Origin of the sequence: Bordetella genomosp. 10 (assembly GCF_002261225.1) — a bacterium.
In the GTDB taxonomy this organism is placed as follows: Bacteria; Pseudomonadota; Gammaproteobacteria; order Burkholderiales; family Burkholderiaceae_B; genus Bordetella_C.
In genome coordinates, this window is sequence record NZ_NEVM01000005.1 from 2,698,856 (window position 1) to 2,717,497 (window position 18,642).

General features: G+C 66.6%; 16 protein-coding genes. 7 read left to right on the forward strand and 9 right to left on the reverse strand.

Going from position 1 to position 18,642, the window contains the following annotated elements:
* Nucleotide 1 precedes the first annotated feature (1 nt).
* From CAL29_RS28265 to CAL29_RS28275, 3 genes are all read right to left on the reverse strand, one after another.
* Nucleotides 2-688, reverse strand: coding sequence for a GntR family transcriptional regulator (locus tag CAL29_RS28265; RefSeq protein WP_094856198.1), 687 nt, complete (start codon nucleotides 686-688; stop codon nucleotides 2-4).
* A 462-nt stretch (nucleotides 689-1,150) separates the two neighbouring features.
* Nucleotides 1,151-5,116, reverse strand: coding sequence for a DUF3683 domain-containing protein (locus CAL29_RS28270; RefSeq protein ID WP_094856199.1), 3,966 nt, complete (start codon nucleotides 5,114-5,116; stop codon nucleotides 1,151-1,153).
* Nucleotides 5,117-5,359: 243 nt separating this feature from the next.
* Nucleotides 5,360-5,890: a YqaA family protein gene (locus CAL29_RS28275; RefSeq protein WP_094856200.1), complete on the reverse strand. Its 531-nt coding sequence runs from the start codon at nucleotides 5,888-5,890 to the stop codon at nucleotides 5,360-5,362.
* A gap of 274 nt (nucleotides 5,891-6,164) precedes the next feature.
* On the opposite strand from CAL29_RS28275, the gene ilvA reads away from it, so the two are divergent.
* Both ilvA and CAL29_RS28285 read left to right on the forward strand, forming a co-directional pair.
* Entirely contained in the window at nucleotides 6,165-7,673 is a 1,509-nt protein-coding gene (gene ilvA, locus CAL29_RS28280) for a threonine ammonia-lyase, biosynthetic (RefSeq protein WP_094856201.1), read from the forward strand.
* A 52-nt stretch (nucleotides 7,674-7,725) separates the two neighbouring features.
* Entirely contained in the window at nucleotides 7,726-8,619 is an 894-nt protein-coding gene (locus CAL29_RS28285; RefSeq protein WP_094856202.1) for a LysR family transcriptional regulator, read from the forward strand.
* A 21-nt stretch (nucleotides 8,620-8,640) separates the two neighbouring features.
* Here the strand turns inward: CAL29_RS28285 and CAL29_RS28290 are convergent, their stop codons facing one another.
* From CAL29_RS28290 to CAL29_RS28315, 6 genes are all read right to left on the reverse strand, one after another.
* On the reverse strand, nucleotides 8,641-9,612 hold the full coding sequence (locus CAL29_RS28290) for a tripartite tricarboxylate transporter substrate binding protein (protein WP_094856203.1): 972 nt from the start codon (nucleotides 9,610-9,612) through the stop codon (nucleotides 8,641-8,643).
* A gap of 27 nt (nucleotides 9,613-9,639) precedes the next feature.
* Complete coding sequence (locus CAL29_RS28295) at nucleotides 9,640-10,791, reverse strand: CaiB/BaiF CoA transferase family protein (RefSeq protein WP_094856204.1); 1,152 nt, start codon at nucleotides 10,789-10,791, stop codon at nucleotides 9,640-9,642.
* Between the two features lie 2 nt (nucleotides 10,792-10,793).
* On the reverse strand, nucleotides 10,794-11,642 hold the full coding sequence (locus tag CAL29_RS28300) for an HpcH/HpaI aldolase/citrate lyase family protein (protein ID WP_094856205.1): 849 nt from the start codon (nucleotides 11,640-11,642) through the stop codon (nucleotides 10,794-10,796).
* Between the two features lie 12 nt (nucleotides 11,643-11,654).
* The gene (locus CAL29_RS28305) at nucleotides 11,655-12,107 is read right to left on the reverse strand and encodes a MaoC family dehydratase (RefSeq protein ID WP_094856206.1); all 453 of its coding nucleotides are present in this window, start codon (nucleotides 12,105-12,107) and stop codon (nucleotides 11,655-11,657) included.
* Between the two features lie 321 nt (nucleotides 12,108-12,428).
* On the reverse strand, nucleotides 12,429-13,196 hold the full coding sequence (locus CAL29_RS28310; RefSeq protein ID WP_179284208.1) for an IclR family transcriptional regulator: 768 nt from the start codon (nucleotides 13,194-13,196) through the stop codon (nucleotides 12,429-12,431).
* 73 nt (nucleotides 13,197-13,269) lie between these two features.
* Entirely contained in the window at nucleotides 13,270-13,821 is a 552-nt protein-coding gene (locus tag CAL29_RS28315; RefSeq protein WP_094856208.1) for an adenine phosphoribosyltransferase, read from the reverse strand.
* Nucleotides 13,822-14,068: 247 nt separating this feature from the next.
* Here CAL29_RS28315 and CAL29_RS28320 point away from each other — a divergent pair, with 247 nt between their 5' ends.
* The 5 genes from CAL29_RS28320 (at nucleotide 14,069) to CAL29_RS28340 (ending at nucleotide 18,642) form a co-directional block, all read left to right on the forward strand.
* Nucleotides 14,069-15,049 carry a succinylglutamate desuccinylase/aspartoacylase domain-containing protein gene (locus CAL29_RS28320; protein ID WP_094856209.1) on the forward strand — a complete coding sequence of 327 codons (981 nt, stop codon included), beginning with the start codon at nucleotides 14,069-14,071 and terminating at the stop codon, nucleotides 15,047-15,049.
* Between the two features lie 107 nt (nucleotides 15,050-15,156).
* A complete protein-coding gene (locus CAL29_RS28325) occupies nucleotides 15,157-15,558 on the forward strand; it encodes a hypothetical protein (protein WP_094856210.1) in 402 nt (133 codons plus the stop codon).
* A 163-nt stretch (nucleotides 15,559-15,721) separates the two neighbouring features.
* Nucleotides 15,722-16,699, forward strand: a complete 978-nt coding sequence (locus CAL29_RS28330; protein ID WP_094856211.1) for an ABC transporter permease — start codon at nucleotides 15,722-15,724, stop codon at nucleotides 16,697-16,699.
* A gap of 27 nt (nucleotides 16,700-16,726) precedes the next feature.
* Nucleotides 16,727-17,644 carry an ABC transporter permease gene (locus tag CAL29_RS28335; RefSeq protein WP_094856212.1) on the forward strand — a complete coding sequence of 306 codons (918 nt, stop codon included), beginning with the start codon at nucleotides 16,727-16,729 and terminating at the stop codon, nucleotides 17,642-17,644.
* Nucleotides 17,641-18,642, forward strand: coding sequence for an ABC transporter ATP-binding protein (locus CAL29_RS28340; RefSeq protein WP_094856213.1), 1,002 nt, complete (start codon nucleotides 17,641-17,643; stop codon nucleotides 18,640-18,642). Before CAL29_RS28335 ends, CAL29_RS28340 begins: the two co-directional genes overlap by 4 nt.

Genomic DNA, 18,642 nt, shown 5'->3' on the forward strand with positions numbered 1-18,642 from the left:
TTCAGACGATGGTCGAGGCCTCCGGGTAGACCTCGGCGGCATAGGCCTGCAGGATCAGCGGCAGGATGGCCTCGGTCATCTCGCGGCGCATCGCGGCGGCGCGGGAAAGATCCCTGTCCTTCAACACCCTCATGATGCTTCCGACGCCTTCGACCATCTGCTCGCCCGGCGCGGCCTTGCGCCGCAGCACGATGTGGCGCAGCGGGCCGCAGCGGTCGTTCAGCTTGGCCACCGCGGTTTCCAGCGGCTTGTTGTCGTTGGCGCGCACGATGGCGTTGAAGAATGCCCGGATCAGTTCCAGGCGTTCCTGCTCCGCCGCTTCGGACAGACAGGCCCGCAGGCGCGCGAGCAGTTCTTCCAGCTCGGACATGAGCGGGGCCAGGGTGGTCTGCTCCGCCAGCCGGATGATGGCGTAGGACTCCAGTTCGGCGCGCAATTGGTAGAGATGGCGGATTTCGCGTTCGCTGTACAGCGCCACCCGGAAGCCCCGGCGCTGGGCGTGGGTCACCAGGCCGCTCAGTTCCAACAGGCGCAGCGCCTCGCGTATGGGGCTGCGGCTGGTGCCGAAGCGCCGCTCCAGCTCCTGCTCACGCAGCGGTTGTCCAGGCCGCAACGTGCCGTCCACGATCATCCGTTTGATCTGTTCCTGCAAAAAATACGGGATCGTCGCGGGCGCCTTCATTTCCATGGATTCGTCTTCTCCGTTGTGCAAGGAGGCGCCGGGGCGCCGCGATTAACCATGCTTGGAAACCGATAGATACATCATTGTATTACCGACGACAATTGTTCGGCGATTATTTGCACAGACTTTCTTTGAATATCGGAAATAGCACTGAAATTTTTGAGGAAATTCCGATTCCCGCCGAGATAATCGCAATTCAATTCAATCGATCACTGAATTGTTACTCAGCAGTAACGCCCTATCCCCTCGACATCAGTTCCCCAGCCCGGTTCGAAGGCAACCCGCGTGCCGGCAGACGCGGAAAGAAAAAACCCGCGTCGAACCCCGGACGGGCCGGGCCCGCCCAGGAGGCAGTCCGCGGGCGGCTGTTGGAAGCGCCGGAAAAGTCCGGTCCATAAAATCCGACCCATAAAAGAATGGGCGCCGCGAAAGCGGCGCCCATTTTCCTGCTCCTGACCGGGTCTCCCTTTAGACCAGGACCCGCTCGATCCCGCCCGCGTTGGCGCGCTTGACGTAGGACGCCATCCAGTCCTCGCCGAGGATATGGCGCGCCATCTCGACGACGATGTAGTCCGCTTCCATGCTGGTGTCGCCCTGGTAGCGCGACAAGCCCTGCAGGCAGGACGGGCAGGACGTCAGCACCTTGACGTCGCCGTCATAGCCGTCCGCCCGCAGCGCCTGGCCCCCTTTCCGCAATTCCTCTTCCTTGCGGAAACGGACCTGGGTCGAGACGTCCGGCCGCGACACCGCCAGCGTCCCGGACTCCCCGCAGCAGCGGTCGCTCTTGATGGCGCCGTCGCCGACCAGCGACTTCACCGTCTTCATCGGATCCTGCAGCTTCATCGGCGTATGGCAGGGATCGTGATACATGTAGCGCACGCCCTGGACCCCATCGAGCTTGATGCCCTTCTCCAGCAGGTACTCGTGGATGTCGATCAGCCGGCATCCGGGGAAGATCTTCTCGAATTCATACCCCGCCAACTGGTCGTAGCAGGTGCCGCAGCTCACCACCACCGTCTTGATGTCCAGGTAGTTCAGCGTATTGGCGACCCGGTGGAACAGCACCCGGTTGTCGGTGATGATCTGGTCGGCCTTGTCGTTCATGCCGTTGCCGCGCTGCGGGTAGCCGCAGCACAGATAGCCGGGCGGCAGCACCGTCTGCACGCCGGCGTGCCAGAGCATGGCCTGGGTGGCCAGGCCGACCTGGGAGAACAGCCGCTCCGAACCGCAACCCGGGAAGTAGAACACCGCCTCGGTATCCGCGGACGTGGTCTTGGGATCCCGGATGATGGGAACGTAGTTGGCGTCCTCGATATCGAGCAGCTTGCGCGCGGTCTGCTTGGGCAGCCCGCCGGGCATCTTCTTGTTGATGAAGTGCACCACCTGCTCGCGCAGCGGCGCCTTGCCGACCGAGGCCGGCGGCTTGCGCGTCTGCTTGCGCGCCAGCCCGGACAGCAGGTCGTTGGCGGCGCGCTGCACCTTGTAGCCCACGCCCACCATGGCCTTGCGGGTGGCGTTGATGGTGGCCGGATCCTTGGCGTTGAGGAAGAACATGGCCGCGGCCGTGCCCGGGTTGAAGGACTTCTTGCCCATGCGGCGCAGCAGCGCCCGCATGTTCATCGACACGTCGCCGAAATCGATGTCGACCGGACAGGGGTTGTAGCACTTGTGGCACACCGTGCAGTGGTCGGCCACGTCCTCGAACTCCTCCCAGTGCTTGAGGCTGACGCCGCGGCGGGTCTGTTCCTCGTACAGGAAGGCTTCCACCAGCAGCGACGTGGCGAGGATCTTGTTGCGCGGGGAATAGAGCAGGTTGGCGCGCGGCACGTGCGTGGCGCACACCGGCTTGCACTTGCCGCAGCGCAGGCAATCCTTGACCGACGAGGAAATCGCGCCGATCTCGCTCTGCTGCATGATCAGCGACTCGTGCCCCATCAGGTTGAAGCTGGGCGTCCAGGCATGCGTGAGGTCGGCGCCGGGCATCAGCTTGCCGGCATTGAAGCGCCCTTGCGGGTCCACCTTGCGCTTGTAGTCCTGGAAAGGCTGCAGCTCTTCCTGGGTGAGGAATTCGTACTTGGTCAGGCCGATGCCGTGCTCGCCCGAAATCACGCCGTCCAGGTCGCGCGCGATCTGCATGATGCGCGCCACGGCCTCGTTGGCCTCGCGCAGCATTTCATAGTCGTCGGAGTTGACGGGGATGTTGGTGTGCACGTTGCCGTCGCCGGCGTGCATGTGCAAGGCCACGAACACGCGGCTCTTGAGCACGCGGGCGTGGATGGCGCGCATTTCGTCCAGCACCTTCTTGCAGGCGCTGCCCGGGAAAACACGCTGCATTTCCGCCAGCACTTCGGTCTTCCACGAGGTGCGCAGGGTGCGGTCCTGGACCACGTCGAAAACGCGCGCGTCCGGCTGCGCGGCGATGCGGTCGGCCAGCGCCGACTGCATGTGGACCAGGCCAAGGCGCGCCAGGTCCGGCAGGGCCTGCGTCAGCGGCAGGTCCAGGTGGTCCAGCATCCAGCGCCACCGCAGGCGGGTGGCGGCGATGACTTCCTGGGCCAGGCGGGTGCGCTCGTTGAGCACCTCGACGCGGGTGATCTCGGCGTCCTCGGCGTCTTCCGACTTGCCCAGCGGCAGCGGTTCGGCCAAGAAGGCATCCAGCGCGTCCAGCAGCTTGAGCTTGTTGCGGGTCGACAGCTCGATATTGATGCGTTCGATGTGGTCCGTGTACTCACCCATGCGGCTCAGCGGGATCACCACGTCTTCGTTGATCTTGAAGGCGTTGGTGTGGCGCGCGATGGCGGCGGTGCGCGAGCGGTCGGCCCAGAACTTCTTGCGCGCTTCCGCGCTCACCGCCACGAAACCCTCGCCGTGGCGGGTGTTGGCCAGGCGCACCACCTCGCTGGCGGCGGCCGCCACGCCGGCGTCGTCGTCGCCGACGATGTCGCCGATCAGGACCATCTTGGGCAGCACGCCCCGCTTGCTCTTGGTGACGTAGCCCACGGCGCGCAGATAGCGCTCGTCCAGGTGCTCCAGGCCGGCCAGGATGGCGCCGCGCGCCTTGCCCTCGGTGTCCAGGTAGTGCTTGACCTCGACGATCGACGGAATGGCGTCGCGCGCCTGGCCGAAGAATTCCATGCAGACGGTGCGCGTATGCGCGGGCATGCGGTGCAGCACCCAGCGCGCGGAGGTGATCAGGCCGTCGCAGCCTTCCTTCTGCACGCCCGGCAGGCCGGCCAGGAACTTGTCGGTGACGTCCTTGCCCAGGCCTTCCTTGCGGAAGCGGCGCCCTTCGATTTCCAGGATGTCGCTGCGCAGCGGCGTGGCGCCCGGCTTGCCGCGGCCGTCGAACCACTTGAGCTCGAAACGGACCACGTCCACGTCATGGATCTTGCCCATGTTGTGCGCCAGCCGCGTCACTTCCAGCCAGTTGCCCTCGGGATCGACCATGCGCCACCAGGCCAGGTTGTCCAGCGCGGTGCCCCACAGCACGGCCTTCTTGCCGCCCGCGTTCATGGCGATATTGCCGCCCACGCAGGAGGCTTCCGCCGAGGTGGGATCGACCGCGAAGACGAATCCGGCCGCGGCGGCGGCGTCGGCCACGCGCTTGGTGACCACGCCGGCGCCGGTGAAAATGGTCGCGACTTCCCCATCGCGGCCCGGCAGGGTACAGGACTCCACCTGGCCCAGCGTCTCGAACTTCTCGGTGTTGATGACGGCCGATTTCCAGGTCAGCGGAATCGCGCCGCCGGTATAGCCGGTGCCGCCGCCGCGCGGAATGATGGTCAGGCCCAGCTCGATACAGCCCCGCACCAGGGCGGCGATTTCTTCCTCGCTGTCGGGCGTCAGCACCACGAAGGGGTATTCGACGCGCCAGTCGGTGGCGTCGGTGACGTGGGCCACGCGCGAGAGGCCGTCGAACTTGATGTTGTCGCGCGCGGTGACGCGTCCGAGGACCTTCTGCGCCTGCTTGCGCAGCGCGTCGGTTTCGTCGAATTGCGCTTCGAAGGCGGCAATGGCGGCGCGGGCGCGCTCGATCAGTTGCAGCACCTTTTCGTCGCGGTAGAGGTCCCGGCCTTCCTGGAAATCGATGCGCGCCGGCTCGCGGCGCTTGTCGATTTCGGACAGGCGATGGTGCAGGGCCTCGATCAACTGGCGGCGGCGCTTGGGGTTCTCCAGCAGGTCGTCCTGCAGGTAGGGATTGCGGCGCACCACCCAGATATCGCCCAGCACTTCGTACAGCATGCGCGCGGAACGCCCGGTGCGGCGCTCGGCCCGCAGATCGGAGAGCAACTGCCACGCGTCCGCGCCGAGCAATCGGCCGACGATTTCCTTGTCGGAAAACGAGGTGTAGTTGTAGGGGATTTCTCGCAGGCGGGCGCCGGGAGCCGGCGGCGTCGCCGCGTCGAGGATCAGGCTGGCGATGGGGGCGTTCATGGATGCTGAGGGTGGGCCCTTAAAAGCGCATTTTACGTCATGGCCGCGGGGGAACCGGGGGATAACCCCCGGCCGGCGCGGGGAAAGCGTTGCACGGCCGCACGCTTACAAATATCTGAGCGAAACGGGCGGGCGAAGACCGGCGCGCCGGCCGCGGGCAATGGACGATCCTTGGCGGCCGGAGCGGAAGCCGCCGCATCGCCGGCGCCGGCCGCGCGGGACACCCGCGTCGGCCCTCGGCCCTCACCCTTGCGGGAACAGCCAGAGCAGGCCGCCGGTCATCGCGACGTAGCGCAGGAATTTACCGATAGCCATGTAGACCACGCAAGGCCAGAAGGCCAGGCGCAGCCATCCCGCCACGGCGCACAGCGGGTCGCCCACGCCCGGCAGCCACGACAGCAGCAAGGCGGGCGGCCCCAGCCGGTGCAGCCACTCATGGGCATGCTTGTGCCAGCGGCTCTCGGTGGCGGTGGACTTGGCCTCGTCCGCCTTGTGGGGATGCTTTTCCTTCCATTTCTCGGCGGCGCGCCAGGCGCCCAGGCCCATGGCGTAGCTGATGGCCCCGCCGATGGTGTTGCCCGCCGTCGCCACCAGGATGGCCGGCCAGAACATGTCGGGCGCCAGCTTGACGTAGCCGAACACGGCCGGTTCCGAGCCCAGCGGCAGGAGCGTGGCGGATATCAGGCTGATGATGAAAATCGCGCTCAGGCCGACGTTGGGCAGGGCCAGGAGCTGCAACAGCCAGTTGATCGAGGACATCAGGGATTCTTCCATCGCGGCAGTTTAGCCGCCCCCGAAGGCCCTGCCCGCCGGCCGGCATGGCGCCGGATCGCCCACCCGTTTCACGCCCGGATTGCCGGCCCTCCCCCTGTGGTAATCTGCCCGACGCCAGAGCGCTCCCAGAGAATCAAAACCCCCGATAACCTTCCGTCAAGCCGCAAACCCCCGTTCCGCGCGATCCGGGGCGCCACGGACCCGGGTCTTCCGGTCCGCCCGCGCCGCCCCCTGGAGGGCGCGCTCCGCGCGGTAAGGGGGGGTACCCCACCTCATGTCTACCGATTACTTGAAACGCATCCTCACTTCGAAAGTCTACGACGTCGCCGTCGAGACGTCCCTGGAACCGGCCCCCCTGCTGTCCCAGCGAATTTCGAACGCGATTCTGTTCAAGCGGGAAGACACGCAGCCGGTATTCAGCTTCAAGCTGCGCGGCGCCTACAACAAGATGGCCAACCTGGCGCCGGCGGCGCGCGCGCGCGGCGTGATCGCCGCCTCGGCGGGCAACCACGCCCAGGGCGTGGCCCTGTCGGCCCGCAAGCTGGGCTGTCGCGCCGTCATCGTCATGCCCACCACCACGCCGCAGGTCAAGATCGACGCCGTGCGCCGCCTCGGCGGCGAGGTGGTGCTGGCCGGCGAAAGCTACTCCGACGCCTACGCCCATGCCGCCAAGCTGGAAAAGACGGAAAAGCTGACCTTCGTCCACCCCTTCGACGACCCCGACGTCATCGCCGGCCAGGGCACGGTGGGCATGGAAATCCTGCGCCAGCACCCGGGCGACCTGGATGCCGTCTTCGTCGCCATCGGCGGCGGCGGGCTGATCGCCGGCGTGGCGACCTACATCAAGCAACTGCGTCCCGAGGTCAAGGTGATCGGCGTGCAGACCGAGGACTCGGACGCCATGGTGCGCAGCGTCAAGGCGGGCCGCCGCGTGACGCTGAACGACGTCGGCCTGTTCGCGGACGGCACCGCGGTCAAGCAGGTGGGCGCCGAGACCTTCCGCCTGGTCAAGCAGTACGTGGACGATTTCGTGGTGGTCGACACCGACGCCATCTGTGCCGCGATCAAGGACGTCTTCCAGGACACGCGCAGCGTGCTGGAGCCCTCCGGCGCCATGGCCGTGGCCGGGGCCAAGCAGTACCTGGCCCAGCACAAATGGAAGAACAAGACCGTGGTGGCCATCACCTGCGGCGCCAACATCAATTTCGACCGCCTGCGCTTCGTGGCCGACCGCGCCGAGGTGGGCGAGATGCGCGAAGCGGTCTTCGCGGTGTCCATGCCGGAACAGCGCGGCAGCTTCCGCAAGTTCTGCGAACTGGTGGGCAACCGCAGCGTCACGGAGTTCAACTACCGCATCTCCGACAGCGCGCGCGCGCACGTCTTCGTCGGCCTGCAGGTGGCCTCCCCCGCCGAGCCGGACAAGATCGCCGCGCACTTCCGCAAGCACGGCTTCGACACGCTGGACCTGACCCACGATGAAATGGCCAAGACCCACCTGCGCCACATGGTGGGCGGCCGCTCGCCGCTGACGACGAACGAAGTGCTGTACCGCTTCGAGTTCCCGGAGCGGCCGGGCGCGCTGATGCGTTTCCTCAGCTCGATGAAGCCGGAGTGGAACATCAGCCTGTTCCACTACCGCAACCAGGGCGCCGATTATGGCCGCATCCTGATCGGCATCCAGGTCCCGCCCTCGGACAAGAAGCAGTTCAAGGCCTTCCTGGAGGAAGGCGACTACCCCTACTGGAACGAAACCGAGAATCCGGCGTATAAATTGTTCCTGTAGGCCGGAGCGTCGATATTGCATAGCGCCTCGCACGAGCGCCGGGACTTCAAACGTGGATATCCAGCTTAACGACATCGCCTTGTTCGTCGAGGTGGCCAAGCGCAAGAATTTCAGCCATGCCGCCGAAGCGCTGAACATCCCGCCGGCCACCCTCTCGCGCCGGGTCACCGAACTGGAGCGCTCGGTGGGCGTGAAGCTGCTGAACCGCACCACGCGGCGCATCGACCTGACCGAGGCCGGCGCGATCTATTTCGAACGCTGCCGCCACATCGTCGAGGAAGCGCGCATCGCCCACGACCAGTTGCAGGACATGGCGGCCCAGCCCAAGGGCCGCCTGCGCATCTCGCTGCCGCCCAGCCTGGCCACCCTGTTCCTGCCGCTGATCATTCGGGATTTCATCGCCGAATACCCCGAGATCGAATGCGACTTCGATCTGAGCGTGCGCTCCATCGATCCCATCAGCAATCCCTACGACCTGGTGCTGCGCTTCGGGCAGCAGCCGGACTCCAGCCTGATCTCGCGCCAGGTGGTGCTGATGGCGCACCAGTTGTACGCCGCGCCGTCCTATCTCGCCCGCCACGGCGAGCCGCGCACGCCCATCGACCTCACCCATCACGAGTGCCTGCGGCCCATCGCGGACAACGCCTATCAGTTCTGGATGCTGCATTCCGGCGAGCGGGTCGAGCGCGTGCAGGTGGTCGGCCGCCTGGCCGCGAACAACATGGGCATGCTGGGCCGGCTGGCCGTGCGCGGCATGGGCATCGTGCCGCTGCTGGTCTACGACGCCATGGAGCGCGCCATCGAACGCACGGGACTGGTGCGGGTGCTGCCGGAATGGCACCTGACGCCGGTGCCGCTTTTCGCCCTGCTGCCCTCGCGCACCCTGCCGGCCAAGACGCGCGCCTTCCTGGACTTCATCAAGCCGCGGTTGAAGGACCGGCGCTAGCGCCGGATCCCGGAAGGCGCGCTATTCGGGCTGGATACCCGCCTGCCGGATTTGCTGCCCCCAGCTTTCATACTGTTCCCGCACGAATTCCTGCAAGGGCGCGCCGGTCATCGGATCCGGCTCCATTCCAATATTTCGCAACCGCTCCTGGACCGCGGCATTACGCATGGTGTCGCTCAACTGCACCGTCCACCAGCGCATGACTTCCGGGGGCAGGCCCGCGGGGCCGGCAACGCCTATCCATCCTGTCAGGTCGAGTTTGCCCAGCTCCAGTTCCTGAGCGGTCGGCACGTCCGTCAGGATGGTTGAACGCTTGCCTGACATCAAGGCCACGGCGTTCAGCTTATGGGCACGGATTTGCGCCAGCACCGCCCCCAGATCGGAAGCCACGAAATCGACCCGGCCGCCGATCAGATCGGTCACCGCCGCCGGCTGCCCCTTGTACGCGACACCCAGCACCCGCGCCCCGGCGGCCCTGCTGAAGGCAGCCGCGACCACTTGGCCGGTGCCCGAGCCGTAGCCGCTGGTCACGCCATCCGGCTTGGCCCTTGCCGCGGCGATCAACTGCCTGGCGCTTTCGAGCGGACCTCCCGTCCGGGTCACGATCACCACGTCGAAGCGCACCACCCGGCCGACTTGCGTGAAGTCCTTGAGGGCGTCGTAGCGCTGGAAAGCCTTGGACAGATGCGGGCCGGATGAACTGGTGGCGCTCGAGCTCGGCATCATGGTGTAGCCGTCGGGCGAGGCGCGCGCGACCGCGTCCACACCCAGGACACCCAAGGCTCCCGGCTTGTTCTCCACGATGATCTCGGCGCCGGTTCGTGCGCGGATGTCGTCGAGCACGATGCGCGATACGTTGTCGATGCTGCTGCCGGCAGGAAAGCCCACCACGAAGCGTATGGGCTTGCCCGCCTGGGGATAGCCGGCGGCCCCGGCCGCGACGGATGCGCACGCCATGGCGGCCAGCAGCGTGGCTTGCATGAATTTATTCATCGATGTCTCCTCGCACCTCTGGCGGCGTCAGGCGCCTTTGTGAATTTTTCCCAGGATTTCCTCGGTGTGCTCACCCAGGTTGGGGGGATGGCGCCGTATATCGGGCGGCGTTGCGCTGAAGCTCACGGGCAGGCCGGGTTGAACCAGCAGACCTTCGGTGGGATGCTCCGACTCGCGCCAGAAACCCACCGCCCTCAGATGCGGATCCGCCAGCAGCGCCTCGAAGTCGTTCACGGGAGCGAACGGGATGTCCGCCGTCGCCAGAAGGTCGAGCCATTCGGCGGTGCCGCGCTCGGCCAGCACGGCATCGACGTAGCGGTAGAGCTCCGAAAAATGGCGGCTGCGGCTGTTCAAGGTCCGGTAGCGCGGGTCATCGGCCATCTCCGGGTGCCCCGTCAGGGCGAAAAAGCGCTGCCACTGGGGCGTGGTGTATGGCACGACGCTGATATAGCCGTCCCTGGTGCGGAAAGGCCTGCGATATTCGTTGAGAAGGCGCGCATACCCCGCCGGCCCTTCCGGCGGCACGAAGGTCAGTCCAGCCAGATGCTCGGGCGCCAGGAAAGCCACCATGCACTCGAACATGGGGACCTCGATCGCCTGGCCGCCGGCGCCACGCTCGCGCGCGAGCAGTGCGCTGGTCACGGCGTTAGCCACGTATAGCGCCACCACCTTGTCCGCGGCCACGGTGTTGACGTACCGTGGAGCCTGTCCTTCGGTCCCGCCTTGCAACCAGGCCAGGCCGGACACGGCCTGGATGGTGTCGTCCACGGCAGCCCGGCCGGCGTATGGGCCGCGCTCCGAGTACCCATAGCAGGCGCAGTAGACCAGATTCGGAAAGCGCGGCTGCAGCGATGCATAGTCCAGGCCCAGCCGCCTTACCGCGGGCGCGCGCATGTTGGTGATGAAGACGTCCGCCTCGGCGATCAAGGCGTCGAGTTGCCGGCGGCCAGGCTCGGACTTGACGTCAATGACCACGCTGCGTTTGTTGCGGTTGAGATTGAGGTGGGTATGGCTCATGCCGGCATGGCGCTGCGGCGTGACATGACGGAACACGTCGCCGTCGGCGGACTCCACCTTGATGACGTCCGCCCCCATGTCGCCCAGCATCTGGGTGGCCATGGGGCCCATGCCCACGCTGGTCATGTCGACTACCTGAATTCCATGCAGAGGACCCGGCATTCCTAGCCTCCCAGCAGACGGCGCGCCAGACGCAGGTGGGGCATGTCTATCATCATGCCGTCCAGCTTCAGCGCCCCCGCCCCCGGATTCGCCTCGAAGGCCTCGACGACGGCGCGCGCCCACTGGCGCTGCTTCTCATCCGGACTCAGCAGCGCATTGATGGTTTCGACATGGCGCGGATGGATGGCCATCTTGGCGACGAAGCCATCGCGGAAAGCCTCGCTGGTTTCATCGGCCAGGACTTCGGGAGCCTGCAGATCGACGCACACCGTATCCACCGCGAGCACGCCCGCCGCCGCGGCCGCCATCAGGCACAACGAGCGCGCCAGGCGGAAGGGCTCGGTGTAACGGCCCGCCACCCGGTTACGCAGCGACCCGAGATCGGCGGCCAGGTCTTCGCCGCCCCAGGACAAGCCCCAAAGCCGGGTCGTGGCGCCACGGTAGTCGTGCAGCCCGAACAGCGATTGCGCGGTTTCGGTGACGATGGCGAGAATGCGGGTGCTGCCCGGCGCGATGCCCGCGGCGACCTCCAGGGCGTCGAGGTAATGCGCCAGGCGCAGCAGGTCGGCGCGGCCCGCGCATTTGGGCAGGACGATGCCCCGCGGGCGCGCGGGCATGACGGCGGCCAGGTCGGCCAGGGCTTCCGCGCTATCCAGGGCATTGATGCGCACCCACAGGGCCTTATCGCAGGGGCTTTGCAAGGATGCCTGCACCTGCATGCGCGCCGCGGGCTTCTGGCCCGGGGCGACGGAGTCTTCCAGATCCAGGATCAAGGCATCGGCCGCGCTGGTGGCGGCATGCTCGAACTTGCGCCCGGAATCGCCAGGCACGAACAGCATGGAACGGATCATGTGGGGCAGCTCCTACGCCGGGCGCTTATGCATCAGGGCCGAGCGCTTGCACACGGCCACGACTTCATCGCGATGGTTGATCGCGGTGTGCTCGAATTCGACGATGCCGGCGCTCGGACGCGACTTGCTCTCGCGCATCGACAGCACGCGCGTGCGCACGTGCAGGGTGTCGCCCGCAAAGACGGGCTTAGGGAACGTGATTTCGCTCATGCCCAGATTGGCCACCGTGGTTCCCAGCGTGGTGTCGTTCACCGTCATGCCGATCAGCAGGCCCAATGTGAACAGGCTGTTGACCAGGGGTTTGCCGAACTCGGTCCTGGCGGCGAAGTGCGCATCCAGATGCAGAGGCTGCACGTTCATCGTGAGCGTGCTGAACAGGACGTTGTCCATCTCGGTTACGGTGCGGGTCCAGTCGTGATGGAACGTCTGGCCCGGGGAAAACTGCTCGTAGTACAAGCCTGCCATGTTGCTTCCTCTCCAAACGGGGCGCGGCGTCGCGCCAGGCACGCGGAAACCTCCGAGTCCTTACTTTTTTTGATTCTTATTCATGAACTTCTGTTCATAAACATAAATGAGAACCAAAGTTTATATCCATGAACAGAAACAGAAAATACGGCACCCATAGGTAGAAACCCGGAATTCGCGGACGAACGGACGAACGGACGAACGAAACCACGGCCGCAAGGGAGGCCATGCCAGGAAAAGAGGGGAAGCGTCGGGCTGAACCGCCCGGGAGGCGGGGCGGCGCAAGGCCGCCCTGAGGGGACTACTACCGGCCGCGAGGGCCTACCTGGAAAGCGGCGCGGGAGGAAGATGCTCGAATTGCCGGGCCAACCGCTTGCAAGCCGCAAGCAGGGCCTGGCCGATGGCATCCGCCTTCGGGCCCGCGCGGTCGAGCGGCGCGCCCACCACGATCGCCAGCGTCGTGTCATAGAGCACCAATGGGGCAGCCACCGACAGCGTGTCGGCCTGGTGCTCCCCCAGGTTCACATGCCAGCCCTGCCGGGCTTCGGAGGCGACCAATGCCAGCAACTTCCGGGGGGTTTGCAGGGTTCGGGCCGTATAACGCTCCAGCTTCAGGCGGGATACCAGCGCTTCGCGCTCGTCCAGCAGCAAGGCGCCAAGCAAGGCTCGTCCCGAGGCCGATGCGTGCAATGGCTTGAGTTGACCCGCCTTGGCCGTGAAACGCACGGTGCGGTCGGGTTCCGCCACGTCCAGGTAAATCACGCGCTCGCCCGAGCGTTGGGCAAGGATCAGCGTTTCATCGAGTTCGTTGCGCAATGCTTCCAGGGTAGGACGGATGCGCTCGATCAATTGGTCGTGTTCGGCAACGGCCCGGGCCTCGTTCAGCCAGCGCCGCGTCAGGCAGTAGCGCCCGGCAACCTGGTGCGCGTAGCCGTCTGCCTCCAGCGTGTCGAAGAGGGCCAGACAACTGGACTTCGGGATATTCAGCGCCACCGAAACCTGGGTCAGGGTTGCCGGCGCCTGTGTCGCGGCAAAAAACTGGAGGATCTCCAGGACGCGCCTGGCGCTTTTAACGTCGTTCGTACTCATGGGTATGAATGTAGATGCATGAACGCCGCGAACCAGGCCCGGAAAGAGACGGCTTCCGTGCCGGGAGTTGGGACTAGGCGCTTTCCGCGTCGTAGCGGCAGATCGAATACAGGGGCGTGCCGGTGGCCGCGATGTTGGCCGCGCCGCCCAGTTCGGGCAGATCGATGATGGTGGCGGCTTCCACCACATTGGCGCCCAGGCGCTGGAGCAGCTTGACGGCCGCCATCATGGTGCCGCCGGTGGCGATGAGGTCGTCGACCAGCAGCACGCGCTGGCCGGTGCGCACCGCGTCCGTATGGATTTCCACCGCCGAATTGCCGTACTCCAGCGAATAGGGCTCCGCCACCGTGCGATACGGCAGCTTGCCCTGCTTGCGCACCGGCACGAAGCCGAGATTCAGCTCATAGGCGAGCACGCTGCCGATGATGAAGCCGCGCGCGTCGATGCCGGCGACCAGGTCCAGGCGCTGGCGCATGTAGCGATAGACGAAAAGATCGATCAGGGCGCGGAAGGTGCGCGGGTCTTGCAGAACGGGCGTGATGTCGCGGAACACCACGCCGGGCTTGGGCCAATCCGGTACGCTGCGGATCGTGCGTCGGACAAGTTCTGCGTAGTCGGTTTGCATGGTGGCGGCCCGGCCAGGAAGAATGGGTGCAAACTATAACCGGCCCGGGGCGACTCGCCAAATGTCGACGCCGTTACGCTGAAATTTTCGAACGAACAGCCGGCGGGGATTGAGAATTTCTATCCTCCACGCGACGCCGCCCGCCATGGGCCGGACGTCGGGGACACCTCTCCCTTGACCGATGCGCGGCAATGCGTATGCTTGCGCTTTTCGTGTTCTTCGTCCGCGACCACATCCAGGAGGCCCGATGTCTACCGCCAGCAGCACCGGCATTCCCCTGCGCCCTTTCGAACTCGCCGTTCCCGACATCAACGTGGAACGTGCCGGCAACACCGGCACGGAAGGCGTCTGGCATTTCGACTCCGGCCAGCCTGGCCCGACGGTGTTGATCACCGCCCTGATACACGGCAACGAACTGTGCGGGGCGTGGGCGCTGAAGGACGTGCTGGGCGCCGCCGTGCGGCCGCGCCGCGGCGCCCTGACGCTGGCGTTCTGCAACCTCGCCGCCTTCGACCGCTTCGATCCCGCGCTGTACACCGAGTCGCGCTTCGTCGACGAGGATATGAACCGCGTCTGGTCGGACGACAGGCTGTCGGATCCCTCCACGCAGGAGCGGCGCCGCGCCGCGCAGCTCCTGCTCTGGGTGAAGAAGGCGGACTGGCTGCTGGACATTCATTCCATGAGCAATTCCACGGTGCCCCTGCAGATGTCCGGCGTGCGCCAGCACAACATCGACCTGGCGCTGACGCTGGGCAATCCGGCCCACATCATCGCCGACGCCGGCCACGCCTCGGGGGTGCGCATGCGCGACTATGGCCGCTTCGGCGCCGAGGAAGACAACGGCTCGCGGTCGCTGCTGATCGAATGCGGCTTCCACGGCGCGCCTTCCGCGCGCCAGGTCGCCATCGACCAGGTGGCGCGTTTCCTGGTGGCCTCCGGCATCGTCGAGGCGGCCGATCTTCCCGGCGCGTGGTTCGCGCCAACCGCGCCCGCCCAGGAAGCGCTGCGCGTGACGCACGCCATCGCCGCCCAGAGCATGGACTTCCGCTTCGACCAGCCCTGGAAGGGGCTGGAAAAGCTGCCGCACGCCGGGACCGTCATCGCCTGGTCGGACGGCGAAGCGGTCGCCACGCCCTACGAGGATTGCGTTTTGATCATGCCCGCGGTCACGGTCCGCCCCGGCGTGACGATGGTGCGGCTGGCCCAGCCGGTCGCGCCCAGGGCCTGAGGCCTGAGGCCCGTGGCTCGGGCCCGCGGCGAAAAAGTCCCTGCCGCAACCGGGAACACCGGCGGGCATGGGGTGACACACAGGGTTCCTTTCCTGGAGCCAACGCCATGTACAACACCCTGTCCCTCTCCCGTCCGGCGGCCGCCGGCCCGAACCTGCCCGCCGGCGACGATGCGCGCGCCCCGAACGTGTACGACCGCCTGTGCGCGCTCGACGAGCCGGACCAACTGCACAGCATCGAGGTGCACGGCTTCGCCGGCACGACATCGCCGGGAAAAATCGACAGCATGATGGAGGCGGTCGGCAGGCGCCTGGCCGACCGCTGCAACGTCCCGGCGGACCGCATCCAGCGCATCGCGCACCGGCAACCGGATGCCTATCCCGCCGCGCTGTACGACAAGGTGCTGGTCGACGTCCGGCATGCCTCCCGCCCCGAGGCGCCGCGCCTCGCCATCTTTGCCGGCACCGGCCCCGCCGCCGGCGCCCGGGAGGGCCAGCATTCGAACTAGGTGTTTGCCCTAGCTTTGCCCGCCCCGCCGCGGGATCTTCCCTCGGCGGCGCGCCGCGGCCCTTCGTAACAGCGCCGCGGCGCAGCGCCAGCCGGCGGTCGCCGGGTTAAAGTATCGCCCGCGTCCCTTTTGGGCGCGCGCAATACTGTTAGGGAATTCCCGCGTGGCCTTGTTCATCCTGCGCAGGCTCTTGCAAAGCCTGTTCGTTCTACTCGCCGTCTCGGTCGTCGTTTTCTGTGCGGTGTATGCGGTGGGCGATCCCATCGAGCTGCTCGTCAGCCCGGAAGCCAGCCCCGCCGACCGCCAGGCCATGATCATCCGGCTGGGCCTGGACCTGCCGCTCTGGCAGCAATACACCCATTTCCTGTGGAATGCGCTGCACGGCGATCTCGGCAACTCCTTCGTCCAGGGCGTGCCCGCGCTGGACATGATCCTGCAGCGCATGCCGGCCACGTTCGAGCTGGTGGCCGTGGCCATCGCCATGACCTGTCTGTTCGGCATCCCGCTGGGCCTGGTCGCGGGCCTGTACCGCGACACGCCGCTGGGCCGCACCATCATGAGCACGTCGGTCCTCGGCTTCTCCCTGCCGAACTTCTGGCAGGGCATGATGCTGATCCTCATGTTCGCGGTCTGGCTCGGCTGGCTGCCGGCGTCCGGGCGCGGCGACACCGTCTCGGTGTTCGGCGTGCCGTTTTCCTTCCTCACGCGCGACGGCTGGGCGCACATCATCATGCCGGCCATCAACCTGGCCCTGGCCAACGTCGCGCTGGTGCTGCGGATGACGGCGTCCGGCGTGGCCGAGGCGCAGAGCCAGGAATACGTCAAATTCGCGCGCGCCAAGGGCGTGCGGCCGGGCCGCATCGTCAGCCGCCACATCCTGCGCAACATCCTCATCCCGGTGGTGACCGTCATCGGCATGGAAATGGGCCACCTGATCGCCTATTCCACCATTACCGAGACCGTGTTCGCCTGGCCCGGCATGGGCAAGCTGCTGATCGACAGCGTGTACCAATTGGACCGCCCCGTCGTCGTCGCCTACGTGATGTTCGTCACCCTGCTGTTCGTGGTCATCAACCTGATCGTCGACATCCTCTATGCCGTGCTCGATCCGCGCGTGCGCTTGCTCGCTCCCGCGAATTGAACCTGGCCAAGGACCGCCACCCTCATCATGCCCACTCCTGAACATTCCGGCCGCACGCGCACCGTGCCTCCCCTGGCGGACACCCCGCGCCGCGCGGCCATACTCAAGAAGCTCCATGCCGTGCCCACCGCGCGCGGCACCCTGCTGATCCTGCTGGTCCTCGCGGTCGTGATCCTGCTGGCGCCGCATTTCGCGCCGCAGAATCCCTACGACCTCGCCAACCTGAACCTGCTGGACGGCCGCCTGCCGCCGCGCTCGGCCTCGATGGACGGCCACATGTACTGGCTCGGCACCGACGACCAGGGCCGCGACATGCTCAGCGCCATCCTGTACGGCCTGCGCATCAGCCTGATGGTGGGCCTGAGCGCCGTGATCCTGGCGACGGCGGTCGGCAGCCTGGTGGGCCTGGTGGCCGCCTACGCCGGCGGCCTCGTCGACGCGGTGCTGATGCGGGTGGTGGACTTCGTGCTCGGCTTTCCCTCCATCCTGGTGGCGCTGGTGCTGCTGGCCGTGATGGGGCGCGGCGTGGACAAGGTCATCCTGGCCCTGGTGCTGGTGCAATGGGCCCACTACGCGCGCATCATGCGCGGCCGCGCCCTGCAGGAACGGCGCAAGGAATACGTCGAGGCGGCCGCCAACCTGGGCTTTCCCGCCTGGCGCATCATCCTCTTTCACCTGATGCCCAACTGCATCGGCCCCGTCATGGTGTACGCCACCGTGCAAATCGCCAACGCCATCGCGCTGGAAGCGACGCTGTCCTTCCTGGGCGTGGGCGTGCCCATCACCGAACCGTCCCTGGGCCTGCTGATCGCCAACGGCTTCCAATACCTGCTGTCGGGCGATTACTGGATCAGCCTGTTCCCCGGTATCGCATTGCTGCTGCTTATCCTGACCATCAATATTCTGGGCGACCGTCTGCGCGCCAGCCTGGATCCGCGACGATGAGCGACATTATTCTCGACGTGCGCAACCTGCGCACCGCATTCCACACCACCGCCGGCGCCTGGCCGGCCGTCGACGGCGTCAACCTGACCCTGCGCCGCGGCGAGATCCTGGGCCTGGTCGGCGAATCGGGCTCCGGCAAATCGGTCACCGGCTTTTCCCTGCTGGGGTTGATCGACCCGCCGGGCGAAGTCGTCGAGGGCGAGGTCAAGTTCCAGGGCAAGGACCTGCGCAAGCTGGACGAGGAAGGCATGCGCCGCCTGCGCGGCAACCGCATCGCCATGATCTTCCAGGATCCGCTGATGACGCTGAACCCCGTGCTGCGGGTCGGCGAGCAGATGGCCGAGGCCATCCTAACCCACGAGAACGTCAGCCGCGCCGTAGCCATGGCGCGCTGCCGCGACGCCCTGGCCATGGTGGGCATTCCCTCGCCCGAGACGCGCCTGCGCAGCTACCCGCACGAGTTTTCCGGCGGCATGCGCCAGCGCGTGGCCATCGCCATCGCCATGCTTAACGACCCGGACCTGATCATCGCGGACGAGCCGACCACGGCGCTGGACGTGACCATCCAGGGCCAGATCCTCTACCGCATGCAGGAGATCTGCCGGACCAAGAACACCGCGCTGATCTGGATCACCCACGACCTGGGCGTGGTGGCCGAGCTGGCCGATCGCGTGGCCGTGATGTATGCCGGCCGCATCGTCGAGACCGGGCCGGTGGCGGAGGTGCTGGAAGCGCCGCGCCATCCCTATACGCAGGGCCTGCTGCGCTCGATGCCGGGCACGGCCCTGCCGGGCGCGCGCCTGCAGCAGATCAACGGCATGGCGCCCACCCTGTCGGCGCGGCCGTCGGGCTGTCCCTTCCGGCCGCGCTGTCCGAACGCCGTCACGCGCTGCACGGAGACCTTCCCGGGCGTGACGAACGAAGGCAAGCGCAGCTTCCACTGCCATGCGCCGGTGCGGCGCGCCAGCCAGGGCACGCCGGCGGAGGTGCGGGAATGA